The organism is Paenibacillus sp. NPDC056933 (assembly GCF_042674385.1).
In the GTDB taxonomy this organism is placed as follows: Bacteria; Bacillota; Bacilli; order Paenibacillales; family Paenibacillaceae; genus Paenibacillus.
Genome location: NZ_JBHUQN010000004.1, coordinates 510,978 through 527,813, shown reverse-complemented (window position 1 = coordinate 527,813; position 16,836 = coordinate 510,978). Strand labels below are relative to the sequence as shown.

Genomic DNA, 16,836 nt, shown 5'->3' with positions numbered 1-16,836 from the left:
TCATACCGTCCGAAGACGTGTACCGATTTCTCAGCGTCGATCTTGCAAGCAAGATCGTTACTCACTCGTTGTTCAGTTTTCAAAGATCAAACTCGTTTCACCGCCGTGTGTTGTTCACCACAGCAACTCTTATATCTTATCACGTCCGCACCAACTTTGCAAGCTCTTTTTTTAAAAGTTTCTTTCGAAGCTTATTCATTTGCTTGCCGCACCGTGTTTCTCGTGTTTTCTTGGCCGGAATTAGAATATACCATGTACGAATTATGATTGCAAGCTTTATTTTCAATTTTTCCAGATCCGTATTTCCTGCATATTATTCTCCCCCCCCTATTATCCCTTACGCGATGCTCCCTAAAATGACATGTAATGATTTAATCCTGTACTATCGCATTTGAATTTAATAGATTAATTCATTTCGTATCAGCAACTATCATTCCAAATTGGGAGAATAACAACTCTCTTACATTACACCCGTATCTATTATTATATAGTAGAGTATCTTTCAAACAGCTTATACCCAGCTTGCGGTTAGCTCCCTCAATCCATTCAGATAAACCAATCTTCCCAATCCATAATCATTTATAAAACCAAAAAACAGGATCGGTTTTTTTCCGCTCCCGTTTTCAAAATTACCATTAGCATTAGGGTCTGATGATCTCACCATCCGAGCCGCTTACATCAAAGAAACCAACGTTATGTTTCCTAGCCAATTCACGCATCATTTTATAGGCGTCTTCCGCAACAGACCACGCGAATGCAGCATAAATCACTTCTTTTCCAAGCGAGTATTCTGTTAGTCGATTATCTGTTCCCGCTTCTTCCATCGTTTCAAACACATCGTCGTCTACATTCATAGAAGGAAAGGTCAGAACAAGTTCTTCGTAAAAACGTTGCAGCTGCTCTGAGCTCACCTTAATGTCTGAATAGGTATGCTCCTCCGACCACTTTGTCTGTTCACCATACCATCTCATAAACGACGCTTTATCCACTGGAGCTTTGGCTGGATCAAAAACCATCAAATCATAACTCATGAATGTTCCTCCTTTATATATAGAAGAAAGTCACTTCCGATCTCCCACAGATCAAGAATATCCCCTACGTAGAACATTTCAAAGTGTCTCCTGTCCCTTCTTTTAAAGTTAATGCTACTTATTATAGAAGAAACAAAAAAAAGCGAAAGCCCCGATAACGTGCCGAGGCTCCCGCTTACTTCGATTGCATTATAACAAATCCATCATAAGTATCTGATCCATTTCAATTCTTCAAACTTGTTATTCTCCACCGATAAATACATACCGACACACAACAATGATAGCCAAAATCCACATGAGCCAGTGTATCTTCACTTTGCGTTCAGTAACCAGGTTACTGAATACGGCCAGGATTACATAGGATATAATCCCTGCGGAGATCCCGTTTGCAATTCCTCCAGTGAAAGGCATCAATACAATGGTAAGGAACGCCGGGAAAGCTTGCAAGAAGTCGTCCCACTCAATGCTGCGAACCTGACTCATCATCAATACACCCACGATGATCAATGCCGGAGCTGTCGCAGCCGATGGAACAACCAATGCCAGTGGAGCAATAAACAGGGCCAGGATGAACAGGATACCTGTCGTTACAGAAGTCAGACCTGTACGTCCACCAGCTTCGACACCAGAGGCACTTTCAACGAAAGCAGTAATGGTACTCGTACCCAGTGCAGCACCTGCACTTACACCTACAGCATCGACGAGCATTGCTTTACCGATCGTTTTCTCGCCTTTTTTCTTATCCTTCATAATCCCCATTCGAGTTGCTGTACCTACCATCGTTCCGAATGTGTCAAACAGCTCTACAAAGGTGAAGATAAAGATAATTTCAAACAATCCAAGACTGATTGCACCTTTCAAATCCAGTTGTCCAACCGCCAGATCGCTGAAGTTAGGCAACCAGCTTGCACCGGACAAGCCGCTAAGATTCGTGACGCCCATCGGGATACCAATCAACGTTGTCGCAATGATACCGATCAACAATGCACCTTTGACACGCATAACCATCAGCACAGCAATAATGAGTAGTCCAATCAAAGCCAGTAATGCATCATGATGCGTTATGAAATTACCCAAAGACAGATTGAAGCTGCTGCCTGGAATCGGTTGGCTCAGATCTGCATCAGGTGCAACATTAACTGTTACAGCGACCAGATTGGCCAGTTTGAAACCAACAATGGTAATAAAGAGACCAATACCAACTGTGATTGCCATTTTTAATGAGTCTGGAACTGCAACGAGCAGCATTTGACGAATTTTGGTCACTGTCAAAATAATAAACACGATACCAGAGATAAATACGGCTCCGAGAGCGGCCTGCCAAGAAATCGCACCGTTGGAACTCAGGACCACAGTCATGAAGTAAGCGTTCAAACCCATACCTGGTGCAAGGGCGATCGGAATGTTAACGAACAACCCCATAATGATGGTCATCAATCCGGCACCTACGGCTGTTGCAAAAAATACAGCATTGTCCGACATACCGGCCCCGGCCGATCCCAAGAACAATGTGTTGACGAAAAGAATATACGCCATTGTCATAAACGTAGTAAGACCCGCAACAATCTCCGTTCTAACGTTCGTTCCGTTTTCTTTTAATTTAAAGAAACGATCCATAATTCACTAATTCCTCCTTAGAGATGTTGAAGCCATATTGAAAAACGACAAATACCCTGAAGATGAATGCATCACCCAGGGTTATCGCTGACGAGGAGTGGCACCGTGCCAATTACGGAGAACAAAAAAAATTCTAATGTGCGTGATGTTATGCCCGACGCAATCATGTAGAATTCATGTGCTCAGCCTTCTCCTCTTCGTAGCCAGATCATTAGGGTGATCTCGTAGAGACTCCCGGGCCAATCCCCAGGATTATACGAAGTAGTATGCGCTATTTGTGTGTTTCCCATCACTATTTTAGGAGGATTGCCTCTAGTTTGTCAATGAGAAAAACGAATGTTATTGTCACTCCTCAACTATATCGTTCGTATTATTTAACAAAATGAACCAGTTCAGCGATTTACAAACCAAATTAAAATGGGGTTTACGTTATTTTTTAAGGTAGATATGTCGATCTTGCCACAGGCTTTATCTTTATCTGCAACATTAAAAAGCTACCGTAATCAAGGATGCACGTGCACTTTGATTACGGTAGCTTGATGGGTCATTTAGAAGATGATTATATGATGAGAATAACATATCTTAATATTCATTAGCTTAGGTATACGGAGCAAGCTGCGACGATCGCCAGATCATTTTTTCATAAGATAACTTCTAAGTCCTTAAATTTCTGTTTGAAGTCCCTCTCTTACCTGCTGTTGTTCCTGATCGGTATTAGCCGTTGACCCTTCTGATAACTCCGGATTCTGGGTCTGATCGGAAGACGAATCTGCTGCCTCTAAGTTCACAAATGAAGAATCCCCCGCACCAAGCGCCAAGTCCTGCATACCCGAGCCGCACCCGGCCAGCATCACCATCAGAAACGCACTTCCAATGCCCATCTTCCATTTGCTCATATTGTCGGTTTTACGCATACATTCAATTCTCCTTTCAGTTGCCATGTAGCCGTATTATGTACTCAATGTACAAGCCCCACATGAAAATAATCTGAAACGAACCTAAAAAAGGAATTAAATATTCAGAGATTCATCGTTATACCACCATCCGCTCTCATCCCACATGCCTGCTGCCATTATCGCCTGCTTCACCACTTTTTGCTGTTTGGCACTTTTCAAATGAACGATCATTCTTTTCAAACGTTTATGATGAATCAGGGATTCAATAGTTTTAACAGTAATGTGTTTCATTTGCAGGAGAGCGAGCTCTTTCAGGCTTTCAGAGGTCTCTGCCCAAGCGATATTTTCAACGTTTACATTGTTCAGGTAAATACGCTGTAATTCAGTCAGATTTTCAAGAGACGGCAGACTTGTTAGATGTGGCTGGTCCTCTATCGCTAATAAGCGCAACCGCTTCAGTTCCGGCAATACAGATAGGTCGGATAAACCTTTCACTCTTAGGAGCTTCAATAATTGCAAGGATTCCATGCCTGCAAGGCTATCCAGATTCTCTGCTCCACCAAAACTGAGATGAAGTTCGTGCAAATCCGCTAATTTTTTTAAGTATCCCAATTCTTTTAATGGCATTCCCGAAATATATAGGGACCGGAGTGATGACAACGTTCCGATCGTTTCGATGTTAGTTGTATGACCATTCACACTCAGCGTTTTAAGTTCAGTAAAGCGGTTAAGTACGGACAAATCCGTTTTCTTCGTTTTGGTTTTGCCGATGCGTAGCTGCTGTAAAGTGGTAGGTACAAGCGACAATACATCAAGAGATTCCACTTCGAACACGTCAAAAGCAAACTCTTTCAGCCCTGGCAATGCACCTACGGCCTCAATCCCGTGAACACGTCTATTGCAGTCAATTAAAAGCTTTTCTAAATGGTTCATATGTTTTAGAACAGACAGGTCACCAGATTGCGAATAAAAGCCATAAATACGAAAAGAAACGTCCGGTCTGTTGACAAACAGTTCCTCGTTCAATATCTGCATCAGGTTCACGTCCGGGATATTGTGCTCGCTGTATTGAACAATTTTTAGTTCAGGATGAGCCGTAAGTGCGGTAACCTCCTCACGTGTCCATCCGGGGTTGAGTTCGATTCTTTGCTTCATCTGTCGTAGTTCCTCCTTCCAGAGTATTCTTCCTCATAAAATCCATTTGATGGTCCATCATTATCATAAATCAAAGTATAAATAACGTCTGGTGCAAACACAAAATGAAAAGAAAAAAAGAGACCGAAGCTCCTTTGACGGAAACTCCGACCTCTTGTATTTCATTCTGTATAGATAACTTCTTCTATTCCCACTCGATCGTTGCTGGTGGTTTGGAAGTTACGTCATACACGATACGGTTTACGTTATCTACTTCGTTAACGATCCGCACAGAGATTTTCTCCAGCACATCCCAAGGGATACGTGCCCAGTCAGCGGTCATACCGTCGATGGACGTTACAGCACGGATACCTACCGTGTAGGAATACGTACGCGCGTCACCCATAACCCCAACACTCTTCATGTTAGGCAGGGCCGTGAAGTATTGCCAGATCTCGCGATCCAGGCCAGCTTTGATAATTTCTTCGCGCAGGATATAATCCGAATCACGAACGATTTTGAGCTTGTCCTCAGTCACTTCGCCCAGTACACGGATCGCCAGACCCGGACCAGGGAATGGTTGACGCCATACGATTGCTTCTGGCAGACCGCACTCTTCGCCGACTTTACGCACCTCGTCCTTGAACAAGGCACTCAGTGGTTCAATCAGCTTGAAGTTCATGTCTTCAGGCAATCCACCCACATTGTGATGGGATTTGATGGTTTGAGCTGTCGCTGTACCACTCTCCACGATGTCCGTGTACAGTGTACCTTGTGCCAGGAATTCAAAATCATCAAACTGCTTGGACTCTTCGTCAAATACGTAAATAAACTCGTTTCCGATAATTTTACGTTTTTGCTCCGGATCATCCACGCCTGCCAATTTGGACAGGAAACGCTCCTGTGCATCGATTTTGACTACTTTCATGTCGAATTTGCCGACGAACGTCTCCATTACGCTCTCCGCTTCGCCTTTGCGCAGCAGACCATGGTCGATAAACATACATGTCAGTTGGTCACCGATGGCTTTGTGAAGCAATGCAGCAACAACGGAAGAATCCACACCGCCGCTCAGTGCGCACAATACTTTACCGTCGCCCACTTTTTCACGAATATCCTTGATCGTATCTTCGATGAACGTCTCCATGCTCCAGTTGCCTTCGCACCCACAAATTTCGTACAGGAAGTTACGAATCATATCGTTACCACGAACGGAGTGGCGCACTTCCGGATGGAACTGAACAGCATACAATTTGCGCTCATCGTTGCTCATCGCTGCGATTGGCGCACTTTCCGTGCCTGCATCCAGTTTGAAACCCGGAGGAAGAGTAACCACGTGGTCACCATGACTCATCCATACCGTATGATCACCTTCGATACCTTGTGCAAGAGCAGCACCTGGAGCAAACGCGATATCGGCCTTACCGTACTCACGCTTCTCAGCACGTTCTACCTTACCTTCGAGCTGCTGCGCCATAAGCTGCATACCGTAGCAGATTCCGAAGATAGGAAGTCCCAGATTATAAATAGCCGGGTCCACGTGCGGCGCATTCTCAGCGTAAACACTGGATGGGCCTCCCGAGAAAACAATCCCTTTTGGTGATAATTCCGCAATTTTCTCTGCCGGTGTGTTATACGGCAAAAGCTCGCTGTATACGCCGAGATCCCGGATTCTTCTGGCGATTAACTGGTTGTATTGGCCCCCAAAGTCAAGGACAACCACTATTTCATTTTGCTTATTCATTACCGTGCCTCCCTCAATTAATGAAACTAATTATACGCAACGACAAAACATACCGTCAAGGAAAGGCGAAACTCCTTTTTTCGACATCTCAAAACATGGCATATCCCATGCCTGAGAATACGGTATTTGGTCGAATCTTTTCGCCTCCATTCTATTCATTTCCCGATCGGAAATATAAGAAAAGGATTGATGTGCATTTTCATAAAAAAGTTCTTCCGCATGAAGCTCATAGTATATTTCTCGCGGAAAGACGCCTCGTTCGCTTGACGGAGCGAGAGAGGCGTCTATGTTAAGCGCTGCGCTGTACTTCGTGTTACAGCGCCTGCATTCGCCGGGCCAAGTGAAGCGCCCGGCGCAGGAAGTCCAGACTCTCCGCGCGAAGCGGGCGGTCCGGCCCGTACAGCAGCCGTTCCCAGTCGGCTGCAAACCGCGCGATGTCCGCGCCGTCCGTGCCTGCGGCCACTGCGGGAGACGCTGCATATTCACGCAGCGTCATCCCCGGCGGCCGCGGGCCGTAGCGGCGCGCGAGCGCGGCCCAGACCGGAGCGGCGGCGCTGAGCAGCCGCTCGCGGTCCGGAAAGCTGCTGCGCGGCCACGCCAGCAGCAGCCTGAGCCGCAGCGCGGGGCGAAGCCGCCGCATGCGCAGGGCCACGGCGGCGCACAGCAGCGCCGCCGCTGCAAGGGCTGCCGCGAGCCATGGCTGCGCGGCAAGAGCCCGTGCGCGGGCGAGCAGCCATGCGCCCGCGATAGCCACCCCGCCGTCCGTCAGCGGCGGGGTTATGGCAGCAGGCTGCTGCCCGCTAAGCGCAGCAGCGTCTTGGCCTTCACCCTGCGTCATGGTGAAGCCAGGCGTAGCCTCGAATGGCATCCAGCCCGCGCCGGGGAAATACACTTCCACCCAGGAGTGTGCATCTCCCTCGGTCACGATGTATCGCCCGGAGACAGCCGGATCTGCTTCTCCGGGCCCAAAACCCTTAACCCAGCGTGCGGGAATCCCCTCTGCACGCAGCAGCACAATCATGGCTGTTGAGAAATGATTGCAATATCCCTGCCGTGTGACGAACAGAAAATCGTCCACAAAATCAGTTCCTCGCGAAGGCATACGGGTATCCAGCGTATAATCGGCGTGGTCTTCAAGGTAAGTCTTTACGGCCTGCACCGCATCATAACGGGATTCACTTCCCTGAATGATTTCCTTGGCAAGAGCCTGCACGCGTCCAGGCAGTGTTGTCGGCAGTTGCAGATACGTTCTGCGAATTGCCGCAGGATCTTTCATTCTGGACGACCTCCCCAGAAGACGGAGCTGTTCGGCCGTTGCCACCGGAATCATGACGTCTGTTGTATAACTTTTGACTGGTTGATCGTCATAGTTACCCGCGAGCCATAACGTTGCAGAATCTTCATTCGACAGTAGTAAACGTTTGCTCTTCTGATTATCGTGGTTCATATCCTGTAATGATAGATTGAGTGGCATTCCACCTGTAAAAAGGGGATGCGGTCCTCTCCATTCTCGCTTCATTGTCACGGTTTGACGAATACGTTGCCAGTAGGTCGGGTTTTCCCAACCATCGGCACGCACCAATCCGGATGGACTCGCCGTCTCAAAGCGCTGAGCCGGATCACTCCAGATACTTCCGTTATAATATGAACGTGTCTCTCCCCGCCAATACGTAGCTTCCGGACTTTTCGCCTCAAAAAAGATGCTGTCTCCCTGTACCAATGGGGCCCCCATTGGTGCATCCGCTGTACTATACCCAGTAACGGCAGTTGCGGCAGGAATGCTTGCGTCCTGTGTATAGCCTGCCCAGCGGGCCAGCCGCTCACCCATCTGCTCAAGGGATATACGTTCTGGTGGAGGAATGGAAGCCAGTTGACCAGGGATCACCGAGAAAAGGACCATGCATGCCGACACCGCAAGAGTTACCGCAGACCAGAGCACATAGGGACTACGTCTGTAGATCGGGGTTGTCACTACACCATTGAGGCGGAGCAGCTGCAACATGGCCTGAATGAGTAAGATCCATAACACAGAGCGGACCACCGAGGCATATACATCCAGTCCGGCAAAGGACTCGAGCAGCAGCAAGTACACCAATGTTGCACTGCCAAACAACATCACACTTCGTCGCAGCAGTACAAGCGATTGCACGGAAGTAATCAACATGCTCCAACCGCACATCATAAGCAAACCTCTGGTTTCTACACTGATCGAGTGAAAACGCCAGGTATGGATAAAACTGCCCATATCCGCTGCAAGTGTTGAAGGGTATGTAACCGCCCATCCCGCAGGGTCACTTCCTCCGTACATCCAGCATAAGGCTGCCAGAGTAATGAAGAGCCTGATCAGAATCCCCGCGATCCAGCCCGTTCGAAGCAACCCTGCCAGCAGGAGAGCTCCCGTCAATCCAGCCATCACGGACAAGAACCGTTCACTGCCCTGCTGGCCTGATGACGTAACAGGATAAATCCACTCCAGGGACAAGAAAAGCAAAATGACAGAAACGAAAAATTTATACAGGACAGGTTCTGAGCTTTGTCCAATATTCTTCATATCTGCACCAGCTTTCTTGGGCTCTGCTATATATGGGGAATGAACAGCTTCCAACCTCGATCCGGTTATGGGTCCTCTGTCTGCCACAGTAGAGTTCGCTTGATGATTTCCATTAGGCTCCCACATCGGTTACCTCCGCCTTTCCCATGGAAGGTAGAGAGCCGTCTGTGATCCACTGGATCTGCACGCCTCTGTGACGGAGTTGTTCCAAGTTCTCCCGGTTAAAACCATAGTCAGAACTGTGAAGGGACGGGCCTGCTGAGGAAAACTGCGCCGACTTTGAGACTACGTTAGCAACCAGATCGTCCACATGATCTAATCGATTCTCTTCCACAGTGCTTCCTAAAGGCTTCAAACGTGTGCGCGGTGATTCTTCTCCAGCCGCGAGCCCGGTTAGCTGTATCTCTACCCGATAACCCAACCCGGTTGCACAAGTTACCCAGTCCACCAAAGATTCATCCATTTTCCCTGTGAGAACTACAATTCGCGACCCAGGAGCCATCCTATCCAACATATCTGTGCGAAGCGCTGGAGAGACAGGCTGAACCTTAGAAATTTGTGCCTGAGCCAGTTTGTCCAGTGCATGAGTATCCTCCGTCAAATGCAAGAAGTTTTCTTGCCACTTCTCTTGTCGATCAGAGGTACTACTCCTACCTTCCATCCACAGTTGATAAGCAATATTGTCTCGTTCGGCAGTATAAACCCAGCGGGCAGCTGCACGAACCGCATGTTCAAATGCAGGGGTATCCCCCTTTTCCGACTGTCTCATTTCATATCCAGATGCACCTTCATACACCATTATACCCAGCGAGGTTGAATCCGAGGTTTCAGGCAAAAAGGTTTGAAGTCGGCCTGTTTTGGCTGTGCTTTTCCAATGAATACGCCCGAGCGGGTCTCCCTGCTGATATTCACGATAATCCGGACTGCGGTTTCCCTGACTGCTTCTTCGCTCTGACAACGAATCTTCGCCCAGAGCCGAGTATTCACCGGAATCACTCTCGCTCCATTCCGCCGCTTGAGGGACAACAATCAGCGGAGTATGAACCGTTATCTCTGCGGAAATGGTATTCCAACCGAAAACATCACCCCAGTACAGCTTGCCTGTCTCCCATCTGTACACACCTCTGCGCAGACCCGATAGTTCATATTGATACGTAAATTGACGCCGGGCTCCAGGGAAGATTAATTTGCGGTGTATCCCGGCAGGGGTATTCTCACACAAAATGATCCATAACAACGGCATGCGGCAATCGAATTCCACTTCCACCTGCACCCGCGCCTTTTCACCTGCTGCAATCCGGTTCGCTTGCATCTGCCTCCGAATAATAATATTGCGCGGGCCGAAGAAGTGGATAAGCATCCCGCTTGCAAGCATCAAGGCTGCCAGAATGGACAGAAACAGGGCTGCTTTACCGCCATGCCATACATACAAGGAAACAAAAGCGGCGACAAGGACAGCACCCAGCATCCGTTGACCCAACACAGTCATTGACGCCGTCCCCTTCCCTGGGACGCCATCTGTACAGGTACAGGGACCGTTGAGAGAGCTTCCTGAATGACTTGCGCCTGGCCCCATGCCTCCCCTCTGTTCTGGGCTTTCAATTGAATACGATGGGAAAGGACAGGTATCGCCATCTCTTTGACATCATCGGGGATGACGTAACTGCGTCCCTGGAGGTATGCGAACGATTGGGCTGCAACCATCCAGGCCAACGTTCCACGTGGGCTGATTCCCAGCCTGACTGCCGGATGACTTCTAGAGGCCACGGCAACAGCAACCAGATACTGCTTGACGACAGGGTCGACATGTACTTGTTTCACTTCACGCTGCATGGCTGTGATCTCTTCCGAAAGCATGACCGGACGAAGCTCATCCAATAATTCTCTGCTGTACATCCGGGTTAACAGTTCCACTTCCTGCTCCGGTTCAGGATACCCCAGCCCGATTTTCATGATAAATCGATCCAGCTGCGCTTCAGGCAAACGGTAGGTACCCTCAAATTGCAACGGATTCTGCGTCGCCAGCAAAAAGAACGGGCGCGGCAAAGCATAGGTGGTGCCATCCACCGTAATGCGTCGTTCCTCCATCGCTTCCAGAAGTGCCGACTGGGTCCGGGGAGAAGCACGGTTGATTTCATCAGCCAGAACGATGTTGGACATAACAGGTCCAGGTCGAAACTTGAATTCGCCAGTATGCGGATGATACATCGATGTGCCTGTCACATCTGCCGGCATCACGTCCGACGTGAACTGAATACGCCCCAGGGAGCAATCCAGCGCGGAAGCGACGGCGCGAACCAGCATCGTTTTGCCTGTACCCGGTACATCTTCCAGAAGCACATGACCTCCACTGAGCATCGCAGTCAGCACATAACGAATCTCTTGTTTTTTACCAACAATCACACTTTCAACTCGCTTCATAACTCTATTCAACAATTCAACGGCATGCTCATGTTCCATTCGGATATAAGTCATTTTCTTGATCTCCATCCTTCCATCCATCGGCATTCCTGAGCCATAGTAATCTATGATTCAGTGTTGCCCGGAAGTAGAGAGAATAGTCCTGCAAGAACGACTTTCTTCAGATCATTTTATAGATGTACATGCTGTTTGCAGCTGCCAGAGGCATACTGGTTTTAACAATCCATTCATTTTCGTTCACCTTCAGGGATTGTACGTTAACCCCCATGTGCTCCATCAGCTCTCGCAGCGGAACCCATATTGTTCCCCCCTGGGTCTGTACGGCCCCCACTGTCCTCATGTCGTCCACCTGGCCTGCACGCTTCGTTATCAGGTCTCCGCTGATACTGTCTGCATGGAGCATTCTGTCTTTCCAAACCGCATTAGCTGTTCTGGTCTCTGCATCCCAGCGAGCGCTGCTTCCGAACTTTTTCATAAAGGTCCGCAAAGGCACCATAATCCGCTGATCTTCCACGCGAAACTCCCCTGGTTTCAATGTGGCGGCCGCCAGACCCATTTCCACCTTTAGTTCCTTGCCTGCTAGCCAAAGGTTGCTGTTCTCCTGCACATGCTCAGCAATCCACGACTTTCCCGGAGCTTTGCGGAACTTGTATTTCTTAGCGGGATGTACGCGGAATTGAACAGGCTGATCCGAGGCTTTCATCGTGTCAAATCGATAGCCTTGATCACGGTAATACTTGATGATACCTGGCAGTGCTTTTACCGTCTCGGCATGAGCGCCCCCATCGTGCATCAGTACAATGACAGAACGTGTCCCGGCGGGCACTTTCGTTGCGTTCGTTAGTATTTCTTTGGCCGGAACGCCTTTGCGTCTGGAGTCACCACTGTCTACGTTCCAATCCATAACGGTATACCCGCCCAATTTCAACAGATCAAAATAGCTCTGGTCAAAATGCCCGTAGGTTCCCCCCGGAGCCCGAACCAGATTCGGACGAAAACCGGCAATGCGTTCCACCGCGTCCTCTGTCTGTTTGATCTGCTTCCAGAACACTTTGAAATCACTGTATAACTTTTCATACTGATGATTAAATGTATGATTGCCCAGAGCATGTCCGTCCTCTACAACTGAACGGATCATCTCCGGATAACGTTCTGCCTGCTCACCCAACACGAAAAAAGTAGCCTGAACTTGCTCTGTACGCAAGATATCCAATACTTCACGGGTATGTTTCCCCGGCCCATCGTCAAAACTCAAATAGACTACTTTGTCCTGGAGATTCTCTTCTTTGGAGGCGGACACAACAAAGCCTGACACAGAAGAAGCGTAAGATGTGCCTGCATACGTAGCAAATACACACAGCAATACCATAATGCGAAGAATGAGAGCAGACCTTTTACCCGATAAAAATGGTTGTATTGGTGTCACCATGTATAAATCAACCTCCAACGTCTCTAGTGAAATTTGCTGATAGACTTCAGCAGATTGTTAGAATTATATGGAGGAGTCGCCGAAAAAAGACGCGATTTTGTTTTATATTTTTCACAATTTGGGATGGCCTGCGATTGATTCTTTGCTTCAGATTAGGTAGCATAATGGACAGGTAGGATCGTGAACAAAACACTATGGAGAGTAGTTATGCTCCCACCCTGTCTGCAGGAGAGTGAAATCTATTGGAATTGCTTGAGAAGGTCCAGCATCTGTTTGGGTCCTACGGATACAGCGTTTTGTTTTTTGGCTTGTTGCTTGAATTCATCGCCCTTCCCTTTCCGGGAGAAACAACGATGGCTTACGCAGGTTTCCTGTCCTACAAGGGACACCTGGACTTTGGTATACTCGCCATCCTGGCTTTTCTGGGAACAACGATTGGCATGACCATCACCTATTTTATTGGAGCCAAAGCTGGCCTGCCGTTTATTACACGGTATGGAAAATGGTTTCTGATGAAACAGGACAAGCTCGATAAGACACAAAAGTGGTTTGCCAAGTATGGCAATGCCCTGATTTTCATTGGTTATTTCATTCCTGGTGTAAGGCATTTCACCGGATATTTCGCCGGAATGGCTGCTGTTCCCTTTCGCAAATTCGCATTATACGCCTATTCAGGCGCGTTGTTCTGGGTGTTGTTATTTCTGGGTATTGGCAAAATATTCGGACCCCAGTGGAACGCCGTGTTCCACCTTGCACATCAATATGCCGCGTACATCGCGGCGGGTATTGGACTGCTGCTAATTGCAGCAGTATTGTACCGTTATCGAAAAGCCTGGACAGCGAGATCCCTGCGCAAGCCAGCTCCTGTTCGTCAAAGACAAAAGTAAACCAAAAGCCAGGCTTAAGAACGTTTGATGTTCCTACTTGGGAGATGTTCCTATTGTAGATAGGATAAGCAAGGAGCAGCGCACAAGTCGCGGCTCCTTTTTTTCATATTCATTTGCCTTTGCTTCTGATATTTAAAGCCCCACGTGCTCGTAACCCTCCATACGATGTCAGTAATACAGCAATCGCTGCGAAACCCAGACCTCCTGCAAATCCTAGCGTTCGCGGTTCCACCACCTCCAATAATAAACCCGTACCAAACATGGACAATCCCAGCATACAACTGCTGCATGCCGTCACTAATCCAAAGAAGAGTCCACGGTACTTCTCAGGCGTTTCACGCATCAATAATGTATCCAGACAGGTATTGCCTACGCCTGACATGAGAGCCAGCAGAACATAGATCAGGGAAGCAAGCAATGGTTGAGTCGCAGTACTCAGCAGCATAAGCAGTCCCCCTTCCACCAGCAGGCATATGAGTACACCAGGAAGTAACCAGCGCTGAAAATAACGAGAACACCAGCTGCTCAATACGAGGCCTGTTCCGAGAGCAGCATAGAACATGCCTACTCCCCAATCCCCCAGCCCAAACACCTCAATTGCGTACACACTGATCAATACATTATCGATTCCGTTTATGACCGGAACCCATAACTCAAACAGGATGATCATCTGTAACACTACAGAAGACCGAACAAGGCGCCAGATTACCGAAGAAACATGAACTGTACCTTGGTCGCGAGTAATCCCTGAAGTATGATCAGAGGTCACACTGGCTGAAATACTGGCTGAACTCTCTACATTTTCAATTAAAATCTCACCGGATTCAGCATCCCTTTCTGATGGAAATGAGACTTTACGGATCACAATAGCTGCTGCCAGGAAACACAATGCATTAGTTATAAAAGCGGCCTGCGGTCCCATCATTGATGAAGTGATTCCTCCAATTAAAGCACCTGCAATCAGCACCGTACCATTCATCACCTGTTCAAGCCCATTAATCTGGAGCAGATTACCCGGCTGTACAAGCAGCGGTATTCCTGATTTGCGAACCGGTGAATAGAGAGCCTCTGCACATGCAAGTAAAGTACTCACAGTGTACAGAATCCACAAATCATCCGCATGATTGACAAATAAATAGCTCAAGACAAGAGGAACTCTCAACAAATTGGTAATTAGCATAATCGTTCGCCGTGAAAAATGCATGGTCAACAAGCCCCCTGCAGGGGCGAGCACCAGAAATGGAAGCACACGAAGTCCAAGCACAAGTCCTACGGCCAGTCCAGATCCTGTGATACTCAGAATTAATGAAAGCATGGCGATCTGGGAAAACCGATCACCTATGCCGTTCACCATTCCTGAAATGAAAATCCTGCGGTACCCCGACTCCTTTTGCAGTAAAGACAGAATTGAAAACCTGAATAACATGAACAATCCTCTTTTCAATATATTAGATAATAATCTAATTAGATATTATTCTAATATATAACCATTGGCAATCTTCTTTTTTGCACGAGGATATTCAATAACACTTTTGTGATAATCCGGATTCATCCAGGTCATACTAATTTGCAAATATAGGGTGTACAGGGGGGTGAAGGAATGAGTACAGCAGAGCAGCACAATCCGAGTCAAAGTCCGAAAAAAATATCTCCGGATCTTACAGAAAATACCGATTACTGCAAGGAGGTGATGGGAAACAGTAAAGACCTGATGATTCGTCCTCTTCAATGTCTTCACAAATGGCCTTCTGCCATGTTGTACATTGATGGAATGGTAGATGTACAGATTGTTAATCATTCCATCCTGGAATCCTTATTACAGATCCGTGAGTTGCCTGACTTTTCGGCGGAAAATGAGCATCTGCACTATCTCCAGAATGACGTTCTGGTGGCCAGCAACGTTCTATTGATCGATGAGATGAAAGACGTCCTCGATGCTCTCATGGCAGGCTTTGTCGTGGTGCTCCTTGAGGGATCCAATCAGGGCTTGAAAATTGCAGCAGCAGGCTGGGAAGATCGCGCCGTTGGTGAACCCATCTCCCAGACGGTTGTTCGCGGTCCCATGGAGGGCTTTAACGAAAATTTGCGAACGAATACCAGCTTGATACGCAAACGAATTCGAGATCCCCGTCTGTGGATTGAAGAAAGGAAGATTGGCCGAGTCACCAATACCAGGGTTGCAGTGGTATACCTGGAGCATATCGTCGATCAAGAGGTCGTCAAAGAACTAAGGCGCAGGCTTGATGAGATTGATATTGACTCCATTCTGGAAAGCGGATATATCGAGGAGCTCGTGCAGGACAAGACAGGCACAATCTTCCCTACGGTCTATAATAGTGAGCGGCCAGACGCCGTCTGTGCTGCCCTGCTTGAAGGCCGGGTGGCCATTATTATAGACGGTACCCCTTTCGTTCTGCTGGTACCGGCCCTGTTTGTTCATTTCTTTCAGTCTCCTGAAGATTACTATCAGCGGGCCGATATTAGCTCATTGATTCGAATGATTCGTTATCTGGCCTTCTTTATCGCGTTACTTGCCCCATCCTTTTATATTGCGATTACTACCTTTCATCAGGAGATGCTTCCTACCAATCTGCTCATTAGTCTGGCAGCTCAGCGTGAAGGGGTTCCATTCCCGGCATTCATTGAAGCCATCTTAATGGAATTGACCTATGAAATATTGCGGGAAGCGGGCATCCGGATTCCAAAGACCGTCGGTCAGGCCGTTTCCATTGTGGGTACCCTTGTTATTGGTCAGGCCGCAGTAGATGCAGGCGTGGTATCGGCTGCCATGGTTATTATCGTATCCATTACAGCGATATCCAGTTATGTCATTCCTGAAAATGGATTGTCCATCTCTGTGCGAATTCTGCGTTTTGTGCTGATGATCTTAGCTGCTGCCTTTGGTTTCTACGGCATTCTGATCATTCTGCTGATTACAGTAACCCATCTATGCAGTTTAAGGTCTTTTGGCGTGCCATACATGTCCCCATTTGCACCTTATATCGGGAAAGATATCAAAGACACCCTTTTCCGCGTGCCTTGGACCCGGATGAAGACCCGCCCGCTTTCTACCGGAACGCCAAACGAAACCAGACAGGCCAACCAAAAAACGAAGCGATAATCGGT

General features: G+C 47.9%; 12 protein-coding genes and 1 riboswitch. Of the genes, 2 read left to right on the top strand and 10 right to left on the bottom strand.

Annotated features, from left to right (window positions below):
• Nucleotides 1-641: 641 nt before the first annotated feature.
• From ACFTRD_RS26470 to ACFTRD_RS26430, 9 genes are all read right to left on the bottom strand, one after another.
• The gene (locus tag ACFTRD_RS26470) at nucleotides 642-1,031 is read right to left on the bottom strand and encodes a hypothetical protein (protein WP_379385220.1); all 390 of its coding nucleotides are present in this window, start codon (nucleotides 1,029-1,031) and stop codon (nucleotides 642-644) included.
• 240 nt (nucleotides 1,032-1,271) lie between these two features.
• On the bottom strand, nucleotides 1,272-2,648 hold the full coding sequence (locus tag ACFTRD_RS26465) for an NCS2 family permease (RefSeq protein ID WP_379385218.1): 1,377 nt from the start codon (nucleotides 2,646-2,648) through the stop codon (nucleotides 1,272-1,274).
• A gap of 180 nt (nucleotides 2,649-2,828) precedes the next feature.
• Nucleotides 2,829-2,928: riboswitch (purine riboswitch) on the bottom strand.
• A 382-nt stretch (nucleotides 2,929-3,310) separates the two neighbouring features.
• Entirely contained in the window at nucleotides 3,311-3,562 is a 252-nt protein-coding gene (locus ACFTRD_RS26460) for a hypothetical protein (protein ID WP_379385216.1), read from the bottom strand.
• Nucleotides 3,563-3,658: 96 nt separating this feature from the next.
• Nucleotides 3,659-4,699 carry a leucine-rich repeat domain-containing protein gene (locus ACFTRD_RS26455; RefSeq protein WP_379385214.1) on the bottom strand — a complete coding sequence of 347 codons (1,041 nt, stop codon included), beginning with the start codon at nucleotides 4,697-4,699 and terminating at the stop codon, nucleotides 3,659-3,661.
• A gap of 184 nt (nucleotides 4,700-4,883) precedes the next feature.
• Nucleotides 4,884-6,422, bottom strand: a complete 1,539-nt coding sequence (gene guaA, locus ACFTRD_RS26450; protein ID WP_192263191.1) for a glutamine-hydrolyzing GMP synthase — start codon at nucleotides 6,420-6,422, stop codon at nucleotides 4,884-4,886.
• 313 nt (nucleotides 6,423-6,735) lie between these two features.
• On the bottom strand, nucleotides 6,736-9,099 hold the full coding sequence (locus ACFTRD_RS26445) for a DUF4129 domain-containing transglutaminase family protein (protein ID WP_379385211.1): 2,364 nt from the start codon (nucleotides 9,097-9,099) through the stop codon (nucleotides 6,736-6,738).
• A complete protein-coding gene (locus ACFTRD_RS26440) occupies nucleotides 9,086-10,462 on the bottom strand; it encodes a DUF58 domain-containing protein (RefSeq protein ID WP_379385209.1) in 1,377 nt (458 codons plus the stop codon). The genes ACFTRD_RS26445 and ACFTRD_RS26440 overlap by 14 nt, the downstream gene beginning before the upstream one ends.
• Nucleotides 10,459-11,448 carry an AAA family ATPase gene (locus ACFTRD_RS26435; RefSeq protein WP_379385207.1) on the bottom strand — a complete coding sequence of 330 codons (990 nt, stop codon included), beginning with the start codon at nucleotides 11,446-11,448 and terminating at the stop codon, nucleotides 10,459-10,461. Before ACFTRD_RS26435 ends, ACFTRD_RS26440 begins: the two co-directional genes overlap by 4 nt.
• 106 nt (nucleotides 11,449-11,554) lie before the next feature.
• On the bottom strand, nucleotides 11,555-12,823 hold the full coding sequence (locus ACFTRD_RS26430) for a polysaccharide deacetylase family protein (RefSeq protein WP_379385205.1): 1,269 nt from the start codon (nucleotides 12,821-12,823) through the stop codon (nucleotides 11,555-11,557).
• Between the two features lie 242 nt (nucleotides 12,824-13,065).
• Between ACFTRD_RS26430 and ACFTRD_RS26425 the strand changes: the two genes are divergently transcribed.
• Nucleotides 13,066-13,710, top strand: coding sequence for a DedA family protein (locus ACFTRD_RS26425; protein WP_192263173.1), 645 nt, complete (start codon nucleotides 13,066-13,068; stop codon nucleotides 13,708-13,710).
• Between the two features lie 109 nt (nucleotides 13,711-13,819).
• On the opposite strand, the gene ACFTRD_RS26420 is transcribed toward ACFTRD_RS26425, so the two are convergent.
• Nucleotides 13,820-15,136: an MFS transporter gene (locus ACFTRD_RS26420; RefSeq protein ID WP_379385203.1), complete on the bottom strand. Its 1,317-nt coding sequence runs from the start codon at nucleotides 15,134-15,136 to the stop codon at nucleotides 13,820-13,822.
• Nucleotides 15,137-15,310: 174 nt separating this feature from the next.
• On the opposite strand from ACFTRD_RS26420, the gene ACFTRD_RS26415 reads away from it, so the two are divergent.
• Entirely contained in the window at nucleotides 15,311-16,831 is a 1,521-nt protein-coding gene (locus ACFTRD_RS26415; RefSeq protein WP_379385201.1) for a spore germination protein, read from the top strand.
• The last annotated feature ends 5 nt before the right edge of the window (nucleotides 16,832-16,836 follow it).